Source organism: Streptomyces argenteolus (genome assembly GCF_042902585.1).
GTDB classification, from domain to species: Bacteria; Actinomycetota; Actinomycetes; order Streptomycetales; family Streptomycetaceae; genus Streptomyces; species Streptomyces argenteolus.
On record NZ_JBIBEG010000002.1, the window covers coordinates 265709 to 282312 of the forward strand.

At 72.7% G+C, this 16604-nt stretch carries 17 protein-coding genes; 7 read left to right on the top strand and 10 right to left on the bottom strand.

The annotated features are described in order from the left end of the window. Positions 1-7: 7 nt before the first annotated feature. From ACFY8O_RS07855 to ACFY8O_RS07865, 3 genes are read right to left on the bottom strand one after another with little or no spacing between them, the layout of a single operon-like run. Positions 8-958 carry a hydroxymethylglutaryl-CoA lyase gene (locus ACFY8O_RS07855; RefSeq protein WP_387899938.1) on the bottom strand — a complete coding sequence of 317 codons (951 nt, stop codon included), beginning with the start codon at positions 956-958 and terminating at the stop codon, positions 8-10. Further along, the gene (locus tag ACFY8O_RS07860) at positions 955-3006 is read right to left on the bottom strand and encodes an ATP-binding protein (RefSeq protein WP_387899940.1); all 2052 of its coding nucleotides are present in this window, start codon (positions 3004-3006) and stop codon (positions 955-957) included. The genes ACFY8O_RS07855 and ACFY8O_RS07860 overlap by 4 nt, the downstream gene beginning before the upstream one ends. An 8-nt stretch (positions 3007-3014) precedes the next feature. Then, the gene (locus ACFY8O_RS07865; protein WP_145801389.1) at positions 3015-4631 is read right to left on the bottom strand and encodes a carboxyl transferase domain-containing protein; all 1617 of its coding nucleotides are present in this window, start codon (positions 4629-4631) and stop codon (positions 3015-3017) included. A gap of 141 nt (positions 4632-4772) precedes the next feature. Here ACFY8O_RS07865 and ACFY8O_RS07870 point away from each other — a divergent pair, with 141 nt between their 5' ends. Continuing rightward, positions 4773-5387 carry an SACE_7040 family transcriptional regulator gene (locus ACFY8O_RS07870; RefSeq protein WP_145801390.1) on the top strand — a complete coding sequence of 205 codons (615 nt, stop codon included), beginning with the start codon at positions 4773-4775 and terminating at the stop codon, positions 5385-5387. Between the two features lie 46 nt (positions 5388-5433). On the opposite strand, the gene ACFY8O_RS07875 is transcribed toward ACFY8O_RS07870, so the two are convergent. Then, positions 5434-5919 (bottom strand): MarR family winged helix-turn-helix transcriptional regulator, encoded by a 486-nt coding sequence (locus ACFY8O_RS07875; RefSeq protein ID WP_208765912.1) that lies wholly within the window; start codon positions 5917-5919, stop codon positions 5434-5436. 96 nt (positions 5920-6015) lie between these two features. Here ACFY8O_RS07875 and ACFY8O_RS07880 point away from each other — a divergent pair, with 96 nt between their 5' ends. Next, on the top strand, positions 6016-6402 hold the full coding sequence (locus ACFY8O_RS07880) for an HGxxPAAW family protein (protein WP_387899943.1): 387 nt from the start codon (positions 6016-6018) through the stop codon (positions 6400-6402). Between the two features lie 61 nt (positions 6403-6463). Further along, a complete protein-coding gene (locus tag ACFY8O_RS07885; RefSeq protein ID WP_387899945.1) occupies positions 6464-7261 on the top strand; it encodes a phosphatase in 798 nt (265 codons plus the stop codon). Here ACFY8O_RS07885 and ACFY8O_RS07890 read toward each other — a convergent pair. Then, complete coding sequence (locus ACFY8O_RS07890; protein ID WP_387899947.1) at positions 7213-8199, bottom strand: helix-turn-helix transcriptional regulator; 987 nt, start codon at positions 8197-8199, stop codon at positions 7213-7215. The genes ACFY8O_RS07885 and ACFY8O_RS07890 overlap by 49 nt on opposite strands. Positions 8200-8262: 63 nt before the next feature. On the opposite strand from ACFY8O_RS07890, the gene ACFY8O_RS07895 reads away from it, so the two are divergent. Continuing rightward, positions 8263-9420, top strand: a complete 1158-nt coding sequence (locus ACFY8O_RS07895) for an epoxide hydrolase family protein (RefSeq protein WP_387899949.1) — start codon at positions 8263-8265, stop codon at positions 9418-9420. Here ACFY8O_RS07895 and ACFY8O_RS07900 read toward each other — a convergent pair. The 4 genes from ACFY8O_RS07900 to ACFY8O_RS07915 all read right to left on the bottom strand — a co-directional run bounded on the left by ACFY8O_RS07900 (position 9393) and on the right by ACFY8O_RS07915 (position 13856). Then, positions 9393-10673 (bottom strand): cytochrome P450 family protein, encoded by a 1281-nt coding sequence (locus ACFY8O_RS07900; protein ID WP_387899951.1) that lies wholly within the window; start codon positions 10671-10673, stop codon positions 9393-9395. The genes ACFY8O_RS07895 and ACFY8O_RS07900 overlap by 28 nt on opposite strands. Before the next feature lie 142 nt (positions 10674-10815). After that, entirely contained in the window at positions 10816-11775 is a 960-nt protein-coding gene (locus ACFY8O_RS07905; RefSeq protein ID WP_387899953.1) for a cation diffusion facilitator family transporter, read from the bottom strand. A 28-nt stretch (positions 11776-11803) separates the two neighbouring features. Further along, positions 11804-12679: an acyl-CoA thioesterase II gene (tesB, locus tag ACFY8O_RS07910; protein ID WP_145801398.1), complete on the bottom strand. Its 876-nt coding sequence runs from the start codon at positions 12677-12679 to the stop codon at positions 11804-11806. Between the two features lie 19 nt (positions 12680-12698). Continuing rightward, entirely contained in the window at positions 12699-13856 is a 1158-nt protein-coding gene (locus ACFY8O_RS07915; RefSeq protein ID WP_356708294.1) for an acyl-CoA dehydrogenase family protein, read from the bottom strand. A 276-nt stretch (positions 13857-14132) separates the two neighbouring features. On the opposite strand from ACFY8O_RS07915, the gene ACFY8O_RS07920 reads away from it, so the two are divergent. From ACFY8O_RS07920 to ACFY8O_RS07930, 3 genes are all read left to right on the top strand, one after another. Then, complete coding sequence (locus tag ACFY8O_RS07920; protein WP_145801400.1) at positions 14133-14558, top strand: Asp23/Gls24 family envelope stress response protein; 426 nt, start codon at positions 14133-14135, stop codon at positions 14556-14558. A gap of 298 nt (positions 14559-14856) precedes the next feature. Beyond that, the gene (locus ACFY8O_RS07925) at positions 14857-15198 is read left to right on the top strand and encodes a DUF5713 family protein (RefSeq protein ID WP_387899956.1); all 342 of its coding nucleotides are present in this window, start codon (positions 14857-14859) and stop codon (positions 15196-15198) included. A gap of 8 nt (positions 15199-15206) precedes the next feature. After that, positions 15207-15761 (top strand): hypothetical protein, encoded by a 555-nt coding sequence (locus tag ACFY8O_RS07930; protein WP_387899958.1) that lies wholly within the window; start codon positions 15207-15209, stop codon positions 15759-15761. A gap of 345 nt (positions 15762-16106) precedes the next feature. Here the strand turns inward: ACFY8O_RS07930 and ACFY8O_RS07935 are convergent, their stop codons facing one another. Beyond that, positions 16107-16517 carry a RidA family protein gene (locus tag ACFY8O_RS07935; protein WP_145801404.1) on the bottom strand — a complete coding sequence of 137 codons (411 nt, stop codon included), beginning with the start codon at positions 16515-16517 and terminating at the stop codon, positions 16107-16109. Positions 16518-16604: the final 87 nt, after the last annotated feature.

The window sequence follows — 16604 nt, forward strand, 5'->3', positions numbered from 1 at the left end:
GGGTGCTTCACTCCTCGTGGGACAGCGCGCGGACGGTACGGGACGGGCTCGGGCGGCCCAGTTGTTCGGCCATCCACACGCTCGTGGCGGTGAGTGCGCCGAGATCGACCCCGGTGTCGACACCGAGGCCGTCGAGCATCCACACGAGATCCTCGGTGGCGAGATTTCCGGTCGCGCTCTTCGCGTACGGGCAGCCCCCGAGGCCGCCCGCCGAGGCGTCCACCGTCGTCACTCCGTGCTGGAGCGCGGCCAGGGTGTTGGAGAGCGCCTGGCCGTAGGTGTCGTGGAAGTGCACCCCGACGGTGCCGGTGGGCACGCCCGCCTCGTTCAGTCCGGAGAGCAGGGCCCGCACATGGCCGGGGGTGGCCACCCCGATCGTGTCGCCGAGCGAGAGCTCGTCGCAGCCGAGGTCCCTCAGGGCCTTCGCGACCCGGACGACCTGGGCGACGGGCACGGCGCCCTCCCACGGATCGCCGAAGCACATCGACAGATAGCCCCGCACGTGCACCCCGGCCGCCTTGGCCCTGGCCACGACCGGCTCGAACATCGCGAGCGACTCGTCGACCGTGCGGTTGAGGTTGCGGGCGGCGAACGTCTCGGTCGCCGAACCGAACACGGCGATCCGGCGGGCGCCGAGCGCGAGCGCCCGGTCCAGACCGCGCTCGTTCGGCACGAGGACGGGCAGGGCCACGTCCCCCGTCTCCGCGAGGTCGGAGACCATCGGGAACAGCTGCTCCGCGTCGGCCAGTTGGGGCACCCACTTCGGATGCACGAAGCTGGTCGCCTCGATCGTGGAGAGCCCGGCCCCGGCGAGCCGGCGGACGAACTCCGCCTTCACCTCGGTGGGCACGACGGACTTCTCGTTCTGCAGGCCGTCGCGCGCGCCGACCTCGTGGATCCGCACCCGGCCGGGCAGGCCCGGCGCGGGCACCCTCATCGGCAGTCCGGTGCCGCTCATGACTCCTCCTCGGGGGTGACCACGGCCAGGATCTGGTCCATGGCGACCGTGGCGCCGGCGGTGACGTCCAGCCCGGTGACGGTCCCCGCGTGCGGGGCGGAGATGACGTGCTCCATCTTCATCGCCTCGACGACCAGCAGGCTCTGCCCCGCCGCGACCTCGTCCCCGACCGCCACCTTCACCACCGTGACGGTCCCGGGCATGGGCGCGGCGAGCGTGTCCACGCCCGAGCGGGCCGCACCGCTGAGCGAGGCCTCCACCGGGTCGTGGTCCTGGACGTGCCAGCTGTCCCCGTCCCTGCCGAGCCACACCCCCTCCGGGGAGGAGGCGCTGCTGAACGTGTGGGTCAGGCCGTCGAGTTCGACGACGACGCGCTGCCCGGACACCTCGACGAGCCTCGCGCTCTCCGCGCCGGGCGGCGAGGGCAGCGGGCCGCACGCGTCGGCCGGCTCCTCGCGGTCCCCGGCGTGGCCGAAGGTCAGGGCGGCCGTGCCGCCCGCGCCCGTCCGCAGCCCCACGCGCACCGGGTCGTGGCCCGGCACGCGGAAGTGATGGAAGGTTTCGGCAGGCGTTCCGCCCAGCCGCCAGCCGCTCGGTACCGAGAACGGGTCCACCCAGCCGGTGGCGGAAGGCCGCGGGGCCGGCTGCCGCAGCAGCGCCGCGGCGGCGTACACCTCCTGGGGCACCCCGTCCGGGACCAGGCTGTCCGCGTCCCGCTCCACGAGCCCGGTGTCCAGCTCGCCCGCGGCCACCGCGGGGTGGGCCAGCAGCCGCCGGAGGAAGCCCGCGTTCGTCGGGACGCCCAGCACCACCGTGTCCGCGAGCGCCGCCCGCAGCCGGCGCAGTGCCGTGGCCCGGTCGGGGCCGTAGGCGATGACCTTCGAGAGCATCGGGTCGTACGTGCTGCCGACCGGCACGCCCTTGCTCAGGCCCGAGTCCGTCCGCACCCCGCCGCCCTGCGGCTCGTGGAGCGCCAGCACGGTACCGCCGGACGGCAGGAAGCCGCGCGCCGGATCCTCCGCGCAGACCCGCGCCTCGACGGCGTGCCCGGTGAGGGTGATGTCGGCCTGTGCGTACGGCAGTCGGTCGCCGGAGGCCACCCGCAGCTGCCACTCCACCAGGTCGAGCCCGGTGACCAGCTCGGTGACGGGGTGCTCCACCTGGAGCCGGGTGTTCATCTCCATGAAGTAGTACGAGGAGGGGTCGCTGCCCGGGACGATGAACTCGACCGTCCCGGCGCCGACGTACCCGCAGGACCGGGCCGCCTGCACGGCCGCCTCGCCCATCGCGGCCCGGGTCTCCTCGTCGAGCAGGACCGAGGGCGCCTCCTCGATGATCTTCTGGTGGCGGCGCTGGAGCGAGCACTCGCGCTCGCCGAGGTGCACGACCCCGCCGTGCGCGTCGGCCAGCACCTGGATCTCGATGTGACGCGGCCGGTCGATCCACCGCTCGACCAGCAGCGTGTCGTCGCCGAACGAGGCGCGCGCCTCGCGCCGGGCCGCCGCGATCTCGTCGGCCAGCAGCGCCTCCTCGCGCACGAGCCGCATGCCCTTGCCGCCACCGCCAGCCGACGGCTTCAGCAGCACCGGCATGCCGATCTCCCGGGCCGCCGCCTCCAGGAGCGCGTCGGTGAGCCCGCTCCCCGAGGAACCGGGCACGACCGGCACCCCGGCCGCGGCGACGGTCTCCTTCGCGCGGATCTTGTCGCCCATCAGCGAGATCGCCGGGGCCGGGGGGCCGATGAAGACCAGCCCGGCTTCCGCGCACGCCTGGGCGAAGCCCGCGTTCTCGGCCAGGAAGCCGTACCCCGGGTGGACGGCCTCGGCGCCCGTGCGGCGGGCGGCGTCCAGCAGCCGCTCCACCGACAGATAGCTCTCGGCGGCGGGCGCGGGCCCGATCCGCACCGCCGTATCCGCCTCCCGGACGTGCCGGGCGTCCGCGTCGGCGTCGCTGAAGACGGCGACCGACCGCACGCCGAGCTCGCGCAGGGTCCGGATGACCCGGACGGCGATCTCGCCGCGGTTGGCGACCAGAACAGTGCTGAACATGGAGGTCCTCACATCCGGAAGACGCCGAAGCTGGGCTCGCCCAGCGGGGCGTTGGCACACGCGGTCAGGGCGAGCCCCAGCACCTGCCGGGTCTCCAGCGGGTCGATCACGCCGTCGTCCCAGAGCCGCGCGGTGGCGTAGTAGGCGTTGCCCTGCTGCTCGTACTGGGCGCGGACCGGATCCTTGAAGGCCTCCTCCTCCTCGGTGGGCCACTCCTCGCCGCGCCCCTCGATCTGGTCGCGCTTGACGGTGGCCAGCACGGAGGCGGCCTGCTCGCCGCCCATGACCGAGATCTTGGCGTTCGGCCACATCCACAGGAAGCGCGGCGAATAGGCCCGGCCGCACATGGAGTAGTTCCCCGCGCCGTACGACCCGCCGACCACGACCGTCAGCTTCGGGACCCGCGTGCAGGCCACGGCGGTCACCATCTTGGCGCCGTGCTTGGCGATGCCCCCGGCCTCGTAGTCCCGGCCGACCATGAAGCCGGAGATGTTCTGGAGGAACACCAGCGGGATGCCGCGCTGGTCGCACAGCTCGATGAAGTGCGCGCCCTTCTGGGCGGACTCCGAGAACAGGATGCCGTTGTTGGCGACGATGCCCACGGGGTGGCCGTGGATCCGCGCGAAGCCGGTGATCAGCGTCTGGCCGTACTCCGCCTTGAACTCCTGGAAGCGCGAACCGTCGACCACACGGGCGATGACCTCCCGCACGTCGTAGGGCGTACGCGAGTCGACGGGCACCGCGCCGTACAGACCGGCGGGGTCCGCCTTCGGCTCCTCGGCGGGCTCCACGGCCCAGGGGAGCGGGCCGCGCTCCGGGAGCGTGGCGACGATGTTCCGCACGATCCGCAGCGCGTGCGCGTCGTCCTCGGCGAGGTGGTCGGTGACCCCGGACGTGCGGGAGTGGACCTCGCCCCCGCCCAGTTCCTCGGCCGTCACGACCTCACCGGTGGCGGCCTTCACCAGAGGCGGGCCGCCCAGGAAGATCGTGCCCTGGTTCCGGACGATGACGGCCTCGTCGCTCATGGCCGGGACGTACGCGCCGCCCGCCGTGCAGGAGCCGAGGACCGCGGCGATCTGCGGAATGCCCGCGCCGGACATCCGGGCCTGGTTGTAGAAGATCCGCCCGAAGTGCTCCCGGTCGGGGAACACCTCGTCCTGCATCGGGAGGAACGCGCCCCCCGAGTCCACCAGGTACAGGCACGGCAGCCGGTTCTCCAGGGCCACCTCCTGGGCCCGCAGGTGCTTCTTCACCGTCATCGGGTAGTACGTGCCGCCCTTGACGGTGGCGTCGTTGGCGACGATCACGCACTCCCGGCCGCTGACCCGCCCGATTCCGGCGATCACCCCGGCAGCCGGCGCCGCGCCCCCGTACAGCCCCTCGGCCGCGAGCGGTGCGAGCTCCAGGAAGGGCGAGCCCGGATCGAGCAGGGCGTCCACGCGCTCGCGGGGCAGCAGCTTCCCGCGCGCCACATGCCGGGCGCGGGCCTTCTCACCCCCGCCGAGCCGTGCCGTGGCGAGCCGCGTGCGCAGCTCGTCGGCGAGCGCGTGATGCGCCGCCTCGTTGGCCTGCCAGGCCTCCGAGGCGGGATCGGCCGCGCTCACCAGGACCGGTGCCTGCTGCATCCTGTCGAGCCCCCTTGCCCGTACCGCGGTGGTGGGATGAGTGCCGGCCGACCGCTCCGCGTGTGCCGTCGGCCTTAACGAGCGTTAACGTACGGCGCTCAGGTTAACGACCGCTAACCCGCCTGTCTAGAATGAATCCCCATGAGCACCCATGCCGCCGCCCGTGTCGCGGCCCCCACCCGCCGCGAGCAGATCCTGAGAGAGGCTGCCCGCCTCTTCGCCGAGCGCGGCTTCCACGGTGTGGGGGTCGACGAGATAGGGGCGGCGGTCGGCATCAGTGGCCCCGGTCTGTACCGCCACTTCCCCGGCAAGGACGCGATGCTCGCCGAGCTGCTCGTCGGCATCAGCGAGCGGCTGCTCGCCGGCGGCAGGCTGCGCGTCACCGAGGACGACGCCGCCCGCGGCGGCTCCCCCGAAGCGCTGCTCGACGCCCTCATCGAGGGGCACATCGACTTCGCCCTGGACGACCGCCCCCTGATCACCCTCCACGACCGCGAGCTGGACCGGCTGCGTGAGACCGACCGCAAGCGCGTGCGCCAGCTCCAGCGGCAGTACGTCGAGGTCTGGGTCGAGGTCGTCCGCGCCCTCTATCCGTCCCTCGCGGAGAGCGAGGCCCGGGTCACCGTCCACGCGGTGTTCGGCCTGCTGAACTCCACCCCCCACCTGACCCGCCCGGAGGCCCTGCCGGACCGCGCCGCCACGGCCGCGCTGCTCCACCGGCTGGCGCGGGGGGCGTTCGCCGCGGCGGCGTCCTAGCGCCTCGGGCCGGGCGTTCCCCGTCGGCGGGGCCGGCCGGGCCCGCTCAGGCCCCGCCGCTCCTGATCTCTTCGAGCGACTCCTGCATGGCGGCCCGGGCGCGGGTGAACCAGTCCGTCAGGACGGCGATCTCCTCCGGCCCGTAGTCGGCGAAGAGGGTGCCCAGGCGGGCGTAGAACGGGCCGTACACCGCGAGGATGCGGGCCTGCGCCGATTCCTCCATCACCACGTGCACCCGGCGCCTGTCGCCCTCGACGGCCCGGCGCCGGGCGTAGCCGGCCTTCTCCAGCCGGTTGAGCACTCCGGTCACCGCGCCGGTGGTCAGCCGTGCCCGCTCGGCGAGGTCGCCCGCGGTCAGCGCGCCTCCCGCCATGGAGGCCTCCATCACGAAGCCGAGGCAGGTCAGGTCGGTGGTGTTCAGGCCGAGCCGCCCGGCGATGTCGTGCTGCCCGAACTGCGCGAGCGCGATCATCCGGTCCATCGCCTGCAGCGCCTGGTCGGCGGTCGCCTCCGGACGCTTCTTGCCGTCCACGGGAAATCCCCTTAGTCTCTAAGTTACTTAGTTCGTAAGCTATTGGCGGCCGGGTGCGGGCCCGGTCGCTGAACTATCACACCCCGAGGAGCTGACGTGAGCGTGCACGGTGATCACGACCTGGGCCACACCGTGGCCGGATGGACCGGTACGGCCATCGGCACCCTGGGCAGCGCGGTGCTCGGCGCGGCGGTCGTCACCGCCTCCGCCGCCCTCCTGTGGCTCGGCGCGGCGATCGTGGTGCTCGCCGCCCTGACCTGCTGGATCCTGCATCTGGCGGGATGGGGGAAGGCCACCGGACCGCGCCCGGCGGGCCGCCAGGGTCTGCGGACCCGGGACGCCGGTGCCCGCCGGGGTCACCCCGGCTGCCTCGGCTGCCGGCTGGCGGGCCGCAGCGGAGCGCCGGCCGCGGAACCCCGCCCCGGGGCGCGTGCCGCACTCGCGCGGGTGGCCGGGGGAGGGGCGGAGCCGGTGGCGCGGTGACGCGGTGTTCGCCGTACGAGACACCGGGCACACAGTGCGTCCCCGACGGCACAATGGGTGCATGCCGATACCCAGCCGCGCCGCCCTCGTCGAGCACCTCGTCCGCACGCGCATCGCGGGCGATGTCGCCACTCCCCGTGACAACAACCTCTCCCACTACCGCCAGCTCGCGAACGGCAACCGTCATTTCTGGCTCGGCCTGGAGCTCGGTGACCGGTGGAGCGACGAGCAGGACGTGCTGGCCGTGATGGCCGAGCGGTGCGGTGTCAGCGACGACCCGGAACACCGGCAGGGGCAGGACACCATCGACCCGGAGCTGACGGTCGACGCCCTCGACCGCATGGCGGCCCGGCTGCGGAAGGCCGCGGCGGACCGGGAGCGGGTGCTGTTCGCGACCGGGCACCCGGGCGGGCTGCTGGACGTGCACCGGCAGACCGCGGACGCCCTGCGGGCCGCGGGGTGCGAGATCGTACGGATCCCCGGCGGCCTGATGGCGGACGAGGGCATGGTCTTCCAGTTCGCCGGAGTCGCCGTGCTGGAGCGCGGAGCCACCCTGTGGCACACCCACTCCCCGGTGCCGATGGCCGCCGTCCTGGACGGCCTGGAGCGTGAGGGCCGCCCGCGGCCCGACCTGGTCGTCGCCGACCACGGCTGGGCCGGCTGTGCGGGGCAGCGGGGCATCGACTCGATCGGCTACGCGGACTGCAACGACCCGGCGCTGTTCCTGGGCGAGGCCGAGGGCACTCTCCAGGTCACCGTGCCGCTGGACGACCATGTCGCCGACCCCCGGTTCTACGACCCCATGACCGACTACCTGCTGGACGCGGCCGGGCTGCTCCCCTCCGTCGAACGGGCGTAACGCGCGGCGAGCTCCCTCAGGTGGGCCACCAGCTCGGGCGGCTCGGTCACGGTGAAGTCGAGGCCCAGCATGCCCAGGTGGACGGCGAGGGAGTCCAGGGAATCGGCCCCGGTGTGCAGGACGCAGGTCCCCTCGTCGACGGCCTCCACCGACCCGACGGCGGGGTTGATCCGCTCCAGGACCTCCGCCGCGGGGGCATGGACCGTCGCCCGGGCGCGGTGGCGCCAGGCGGCGGCCGACGCCCTTCCTGCGACGTAGGCGGCGGCGTCCCCTCCGGGGTCCTCCCGCGGGGCGAAGCGAGGGCCGGCCGGCAGGCGGGGCGTGAGCCGGTCCACGCGGAAGGTGCGCCAGTCCTCGCGGTCCACGTCCCAGGCCACGAGGTACCAGCGGCGGCCCCAGTTCACGACACGCTGGGGCTCGACCAGGCGGCGTGCCGAGGCCCCGGAGTGGTCGCGGTACTCCATCCGCAGACGCTCGTGATCCCGGCAGGCGGCCGTCAGGGTCATGAGCAGATCGGTGTCGGCGCCGGGCGCGGGCCGGTCGGCGGGCACGGTCACGGCGTACCGCTGGAGGGTCCGCACCCGGCGGCGCAGGCGGGCCGGCAGGACCTGTTCCAGCTTGGCCAGGGCGCTGAGCGAGGTCTCCTCCATCCCGGCCAGCGCGCTCTGCGCGACCCCGCGCAGAGCTACCGTGACCGCGACCGCCTCCTCGTCGTCCAGGAGCAGCGGGGGCATCGCGCTGCCGGCCGCGAGCCGGTAGCCGCCGGTGGACCCCCGGGTGGCGTCCACCGGATACCCGAGGGTGCGGAGCCGCTCGATGTCGTTGCGCACGGTCCTGCCGCTCACACCCAGCCGCTCGGCCAGCTCGGACCCCGGCCATGCGCGGGGTGACTGGAGCAGGGACAGGAGCCGCAGCAGCCGTGCGGACGTTTCCAGCATCGATCGTGACCCGCCGTCGCAATAGGAATGAAGCGTGCCTATACGCGTCCTACGATTTCATCCATGGAGAACAGCAGCAAGACCGCAGCCCCCGCAGACGCCTCCGTCCGTCCCTTCCTGGTCGACATCCCGCAGGCCGATCTCGACGATCTGAGGGACCGTCTCGCCCGGACCCGCTGGAGCACCGGTGTGCAGGGCGTGGAGGACTGGTCGCGCGGAGTTCCCTCCGGCTATCTCCAGGACCTCGCCGCCTACTGGGCGGACGGCTTCGACTGGCGCGGGGCCGAGAAGCGGCTGAACGCGCTGCCGCAGTACCTGACGGTGATCGACGGGCAGGACATCCACTTCGCACACGTCCGCTCGGCCGACCCGGACGCCACGCCCCTGCTGCTGATCCACGACTGGCCCGGCTCGTTCGTCCAGTTCGTCGACGTCGTCACGCCGCTCTCGCGGGACTTCCACGTCGTGGTCACGTCCACGCCGGGCGTCGGATTCTCCGGTCCGCTCACCTCCACGGGCTGGAACACCGGCCGCATCGCCGGCGCCTTCACCGAGCTCATGTCCCGCCTCGGCTACGGCCGTTACGGTGTCCAGGGCAACGGCGGCGGGGCCTGGATCGCGGGCGAGATGGGCCGGATCGCCCCCGATCGGGTCATCGGCGTCCACGTCAACGGCCTGGTCACCTTCCCGTCCGACGACCCCGCGGACTTCGCCGGGCTCACCGGGAGCGAGCAGACCCGCCTGGAGCGGCTCCAGCACTTCCGCGACGACAAGATGGGCTTCAACGCCATCCAGTCGACCCGCCCCGAGACGCTGGCCTACGGGCTGAACGACTCCCCGGTGGGACAACTGGCCTGGATCGTGGAGAAGTTCAAGGAGTGGACCGACCCGGCGAAGGAACTCCCCGAGGACGCGGTGGACCGCGACACCCTGCTCACCAACGTCAGCGTGTACTGGTTCACCGCCACCGCCGGGTCATCCGCCCACCTCTACTACGAGATGGCCCACGACCCGAGCGCCTGGGCACCGAAGGAACGAGGCACCGTGCCCACCGCGGTGGCCGTCGCCCTGCCGTCCGACGTCGCGATCCGCCGCTTCGCCGAGCGTGACCACCACGTGGTGCGCTGGACCGAGTTCGACCGCGGTGGCAACTTCCTCTCCCTGGAGCAGCCCGGCCTGCTCGTCGCGGACGTTCAGGAGTTCTTCGCGGGCCTCGGCTGAGCGGGCTCACCCGCGCCGGTCCGGTCCCGGCGCGGACGCAGCCGGACGGGTAGCGACCGGTGGCCGTTGCTGATCAGTGAGGGCACCGGCCGCATGTCCCCGCCCTCAGGCGCGAGTTCCGCGTCGGGGAAGCGCCCGAAGAACGCGCCCAGCGCGATCTCCGCCTCCATCCGGGCCAGCGCCGCGCCCAGGCAGAAGTGGATGCCGTGCCCGAAGGCGAGGTGTTCCTTGGTGATCCTGGTGACGTCGAAGACGTCCGGATCGTCGTGCCAGCCGGGATGACGGTTGGCCGCCGCGTAGGAGGCGAGGATCGCCTCCCCCTCGGCGATGGTCCGCCCGTCCGGCAACGGGATGTCGGTGACGGCGTACCGCAGGGGCAGGTGCTTGACGGGTGGCGAGTGGCGCAGTGTCTCCTCCACGACGTCCGCCCACGACGCGCGGCCCTCCCGGACATGGGCGAGCTGTCCCGGGCGGGTGAGCAGGGTCGTGACGGCCTGGTCGATGAGGTTGACGGTGGTCTCGTAACCGGCGTTGATCATCAGGAGCAGGGTGTCGCGCAGCTCCTCCTCGGTCAGCGTCCGGCCGTCGGCGCCCTCCTCGCCCAGCGCGATCAGCACGGACGCCATGTCCTCACCCGGATCGGCCCGTTTGGCGGCGACGAGGGCGTCGAGCATCGCGTACAGCTGCTCCGTGTTGGCCGCGGCCTCCTCGGGGGTCAGGGTGGTGGCGAACACGTCGTTGACGAGGCCGCGGAACTCGCCGGCCCGGCCGTCGGGCACACCCAGCAGTGTGCCGATGACCGCGATGGGCAGCGGATAGGCGAACAGCTCCCGTACGTCGGTGACGTCGCCCGGGGCGGCGGCCTCCATCCCGTCGAGGAGCCGCTCCACGATGCCCTCGACCGTCGGTCTCAGCGCGGCGACGCGCCGTGCGCTGAAGGCCGGGGCGACGATGCGGCGCAGACGGCGATGGTCGCCGCCGTACGCGGTGAACATGTTCGTGGCCGCCACCCACAGGGCCAGCGGCCAGGTCCGCACTGCGTCGTCGAAGCCGGGCCAGTGCCGGCGCGCGTCCTTGGACACGTGTGGGCTGGTCAGTAACGCCTTGAGCAGGACCGGGTCGGTCACGGACCAGGCCTCCACCCCGAGGATGTCGATCCGGGTGGCGGACCCCCGGGCGCGCAGGAGTTCGTGTTCGGCGTCCGCGTCGCGGGCGGCGGGGTCCAGGACGTAGGGGGCCGGGCGCTGTGTCATGGCGGGTGCTCCTCGGCGGGCGAAGGCAGGCGTGGCTGACGGCCGGGTCCTACCCCTCGCCCGGACCCCGGACCCCGGCCTCCGGCAGCACTCGGCCGGCTCGGTGCACGACCGGCTCACAGCCGTTCCACCGGCGCCCGTCTCAGCCGTCGGCGCGCGCCTCGCGCCGCTGTGCGCGCCCGGGCGTCGGGTCCAGGTACACCCGACGGATCGACGGGTAGCGCTCCCGCAACTGCTGGTCCGCCTCCTCGCACGCCCACTCGATCTGGGCGGCCGTCGACGCGTCCCGGAAGTCGACCTTGGCCGCCACCAGCAGCTCCGACGGCCCCTGGATCAGCGTGGTCAGCTCCAGCACCTCGACGACGTGCGGCACGGACAGCAGTTCCTCGCGTACCCCGGCACGCATCTCCGGCGGGAGCGGCCGGCCGATCAGCAGCTGGGCGTTGGACCGGCAGAGCACCCACGCCACGTACACCAGCAGGACGCCGATGAGCACCGAGGCGATGCCGTCCCAGACTCCGGACCCGGTCAGCTGCCCGCCGAGCAGGCCGCCGGCCGCCAGCAGCAGTCCCGTGAGAGCCGCCGAGTCCTCCAGCACCACGGCCTTGACCGCCGTGTCGGGCGTCCGGCGCAGATAACGAGGCGCGGGCATCCGGAGCCGTGCGGCCTCGCCGCGCACCTGTCGTACGCCGGTGCGCAGCGAGAAGCCCTCCAGCGCGAACGCGACCGCCAGCACGACGTACGAGACGAGCGGATCACCCAGCTCCTCGCCCCGGAGCAGGGTGTGGATCCCGTCGTACAGGGAGAACACCGCGCCGCCGACGAACGTCGCGACGGCGGCGAGCATCGCCCAGATGTAGCGCTCGGGCCCGTAGCCCAGCGGATGGTCCTCGTCGGCGGGTTTCTCGCTGCGCCGCAGCGCGGTGAGCAGCATGACCTCGGTGACGGTGTCGGCGACCGAGTGCGCGGCCTCCGAGAGCATCGCGCTCGAACCGCTGATCAGTCCCGCCACCAGCTTCGCCACCGCGATACCGAGGTTGGCCGCCGCCGCGACGACGACGGTGGACGTGGACTCGCCGCCCTCGGTCTGCTCGTCACCCATGGTGGGCAGTATGTCCGACTGTGCCGCTTCAGTCCCTCGGGACGCGGACGAGCCCTTCCTGGATGACCGTGATGGCCAGTTTCCCGTCCGCCGTCCAGATCCTGGCCTGCCCGAGACCGCGTCCGCCGGAGGCCGAGGGCGACTCCTGGTCGTAGAGCAGCCACTCGTCGGCGCGGAACGGGCGGTGGAACCACATCGCGTGGTCCAGGCTGGCACCCACCACGTCACCGACCGACCAGCCGCCGCGCCCGTGCGCGAGCAGCACGGAGTCGAGCAGGGTCATGTCGGAGACGTACGTCGCCATGCAGACGTGCAGCAGCGGATCGTCGGCCAGTTTGCCGTGGGTACGGAACCAGACCTGGGAGCGCGGCTCGCGCGGCTCGCCCGCCGTCGCGAACGGCGGCGCGTCGACGTACCGCAGGTCCACGGCGGCGCGGGCCTCCAGCAGCCGGTCCACCATGCGCGGGTCGGTGAAGCGGTCCGCGTAGCGGGGCAGCATCTGGGCCGTCGTCGGCAGGGTCTCCGGGTCCGGCGCCGCGGGCATGACGGCCTGATGGTCCATGCCCTCCTCGTGCACCTGGAACGAGGCCGAGAGGTGGAAGATCGGCTTGCCGTGCTGCACGGCGACGACCCGGCGGGTGGTGAAGGACCGCCCGTCGCGGATCCGGTCGACGCTGTAGACGATGGGTGCCCCGGGGTCACCCGGGCGCAGGAAGTACGCGTGCAGGGAATGCGCACCCCGGTCGTCGGGGGCCGTGCGTCCGGCGGCGACCAGGGCCTGGGCCGCGACCTGGCCGCCGAAGACGCGGGGCACGACGGCCGAACGGCTCGTGCCCCGGAAGATGTCCTGCTCGATCTGCTCGAGGTCGAGCAGATCGAGCAGGGAGTCGAGTGCAGCGCTCATGGATGAGAACGTAGCGCTCTCAGAGGCCCATGGACTTGGCGATGATCGACTTCATGACCTCGCTGGTGCCGCCGTAGATGCGGTTGACCCGGTTGTCCGTGTAGAGGCGGGCGATCGGGTACTCGTTCATGAAGCCGTAGCCGCCGTGCAGCTGGAGGCAGCGGTCGATCACGCGGTGCGCGACCTCGGTGCAGAACAGCTTTGCCGACGCGGCCTCGGCGGGGGTGAGCTCACCCGCGTCCAGGGCCTCGATCGCGCGGTCGCAGACGGCCTCGGCCGCGTCGACCTCGGCCTTGCAGGCGGCCAGCTCGAACTTGGTGTTCTGGAAGGACGCGACGGTCTTGCCGAAGACGGTGCGGTCCTGGGTGTACTGCTGCGCGAACCGCACGGCGGCCTTCGCCTGCGCGTACGCGCCGACGGCGATGCCCAGGCGCTCCTGGGGGAGGTTCTGGCCGAGGTAGGAGAAGCCCTTGTTCTCCTCGCCCAGCAGGTCCTCGACGGGCACCTTGACGTCGACGAACGCCAGCTCGGCGGTGTCGGAGACCTTCAGGCCCAGCTTGTCCAGCTTGCGCCCGACCGAGTAGCCCTCGGACTTGGTGTCGACCACCAGGAGCGAGATGCCGTGGCGGCGGTCGTCGGCCTTGGGGGCGTCCGTGCGGGCACAGACGATGACCTTGTCGGCGTGGACGCCACCGGTGATGAAGGTCTTCGCGCCGTTGAGGACGTAGTGCGTGCCGTCCTCGGAGAGCTTGGCCGTCGTCTTCATGCCCGCCAGGTCCGAACCGGTGCCCGGCTCGGTCATGGCTATCGCGTACATGGACCTGCCGGAGACGAAGTCCGGCAGCCAGCGCTTCTTCTGCTCCTCGGTGGCGTACGCCTTGAGGTACGGCAGGCAGAGCAGGACGTGCACACCGGAACCGCCGAAGGAGATGCCGGCGCGGGCGGTCTCCTCGTACAGGATGGCCTCGAACTTGAAGGACTCCACGCCCGCGCCGCCGTACTCCTCGGGCACCTCGATGCCGAAGATGCCCAGCTCGGCGAGCTTGTAGTAGAAGTCGCGGGGCGCCTGGCCCGCCGCGAACCACTCGTCGTAGACGGGGACGACCTCGGACTCGATGAAGGCGCGGATGGTCTCCCGGAACGCCTCGTGGTCCTCGTTGTAAACCGTACGGCGCACGGGTGCCTCCTGGTGTCAGCTTCAGCGTCGGTCGCGGTGGCTAAGCGCTTGCTCAGTCCTGGTTCAGAAGTTACCCGGCGGTCACGGTGGCTGTCCAGGGTGATGCTGAGCACGCGCGGTCCGAGGGCGGGGAACCGGGCCCGCCGGTGGCGGAGCGTGGCCGGCCGGAGCGCTGTGTGTGCCTCGATGGCGGGGGAGGGCGGGCAGGCGCACAGTGAGATGAGAGCCGGTGAGGACGCGAGCAGCCTCGCCGCACCAACTCTCTGTGAGGCAGTCATGGCTGAATTCGGAACCGCGGGCGAGGGCTCGGGCGAGAAGACGCGTGGCAGGACGACCATCGCCGACGGAGTGGTGGCCACCATCGCCGGGATCGCCATCCGTGAGACCGAGGGCGTGCACTCGGTGGGCCGGGGCGCGTCCAAGGCGATAGGCGCCGTGGCGGGACGCGTGGGCGGGTCCTCCGGCGGCGGGCGGGGCGTGAAGGTGGAGGTGGGGGAGAAGCAGACCGCGGTCGATGTCGACATCGAGGTCGAGTACGGCGTCGCGATCCATGAACTCGCGGACAAGGTCAGGGCCAACGTGACCGACGCGGTGGAGACGATGACGGGCCTGGAGGTCGTCGAGATCAACATCAACGTCTTCGACGTCCATGTCCCGGGCGACGACGAGGACGAGGACGAGAACCCCTCCCGCGTGCGGTGAGGGACCCCTCCCTCGTGCGGTGAGGGCCCTCGCCCGCCGCTTCCGGCGGCCCGCGACCGCCGCACGGGGCGGGCCCGGCCGTCCGTGGCCCGGGGGACCGGCCCGCCGGTGAGTTCCTCGGCGGCCCGCCTGCCTGGGCGGCGAGGCCCGTCCGGTACGGGAAGCGCCGGCGGCGAAGAGGGCGTACGCCCCTCCCGCGCCCGGTGCCGTTCTCCCGGCTCTGTCAGTGCCGTGGTGCACCATCGGATACGCGGTCACCGGGTGGACGGGGCCGCACCGAGGGCGGGGAGGGGCGGGCGTGGCGATCACGAACCGGAGCATGGCGGAGTACGCGTTCCTGAAGGGGATGTACGAGGACGGTTACTACCCCGACCACGTGGTCGACCAGGGGACAGCGGTCCTGGTCGGGCTCTGCGAACGCATCGAGGCCGGCCGGCCGGCCGACCTGACCGCGCTGTACGTGCTCACGCACGCCGCGACCAGGGAGTTCAACGCCCTGGAGGCCGAGTTCGAGGCGGCCGGGAGTGAGATCGAGACGGTGGCCCGGGAGGAGATAGCCGAGAGCTTCTGGGCCGTCGCCACGGCCTACGGCTTCGTGGATGCGGACGTGGATGAACTCATCGCCCCCAGGGAGTGGTGACCGGCCGCATGGACGAGGACGAGAAAGGCGAGACGGCTCTGTGGCGGCGCGCCGCAGATCTGCTGCCGCCCGACGAGGCACACGCGGCCCTGGACTGCAGGGGGATCGGCGAGCAGGAGGGCGCGCTCCAGCTGATCGTCTCCGGTCTGCTCGCCCGGGGTGCGCCCCTCGGCGGGACCGCGCGGGCGGAGATCTCGGTGCTGACCGAGGCCTGGTCCGTACGGGAGGAGCTCGGCCCGGATCTGGCGCGCTGCGCAGGCGGTCCGGAGGACCGGACGCCGCCGCTGGAGCTGATCGGGGCGGCCGACGCGGCCCCGCTGCCGGGCGGGTCCGTCGGAGCCGAGGCACTGGAGGGCCTGCTCGTCGTCCCCTGGATCACCCGCACCGGCTGCCCCGGGACTCTGGCCCGCGCCCACCGGCTCGAACCGTGGGGGGACCTGTCCTTCCTGGCCGAGCACTACGTGCTGCTCCTCCCGGGCGAACCGGGGCGGACCCGGTTGTTCCCGTCCGACGCCGTGTTCGAGGCGCTGGAGGAGCTGCGCGGTCTGCCCGGGCGGGACTGAAGGGGCCTGCGGCGCCTGTGCGTCGGAGGTCCTGAGGGACGGGCAGGCCGGCTCGCCGGCGTCCGGTGTCCCCGTCGAGGAGGACCCGCACACCGGTGAGCCTGCGCGGTGCGCAGATCCGTCTCCCGGATCTGCGCACCGCATCGAGCGCGTGCGGTCGGCAGGGCCCGCGTTCTGCTCGACCGTGCGAGCGACCTGCTCGGCGACCGCGTGGTCACCTCGGTCCGGTGGGCGCCGGGGGATGCCCGCCTGGCGGAGCCGCGCGCGGTGGCGCCGGAGCGTGGAGAGCCACGTCGGGCGTCTCGCCGCCCTCCCCGCACGAGGGCGGGCTGATCCGGCGGGCGGTCAGGCGTCGAGCACCGCCGCCACGGCCTCGATCTCCACCAGCTGGTCGTGGTAGCCGAGGACGGTCACGCCCAGCAGGGTGCTCGGGGCGTCGTGGTCACCGAAACCGGCGCGGACCACGTCCCAAGCGGTCACGAGGTCCTTCTGCTGTGAGGACGCGACGAGCACCCGCGTGCTGATGACGTCCTCCAGAGAGGCGCCCGCGTCGGCGAGGGCGGTGCGCATGTTGTCGAACGCCTTGGCCGCCTGGCCCGCGTAGTCGCCCACCGCCGCCGTCGAACCGTCCTCGTTCAGTGGGCAGGATCCGGCGAGGAAGACCAGCCGCGCGTCCGCGGGTGCCGTGGCGGCGTAGGCGTAATCGGCCACGTCCGAGAGGGAGGCCGACCTGATGAGTGTGACCGCGCGGGCCATGGGTGTCACGTCCTTCGGGCGAGGTGGAGGGGCGCGCCCATCCTGGCAGGGCCCACCGCCCCCGGGCTCGTCGTTTTCGCCCGCCGG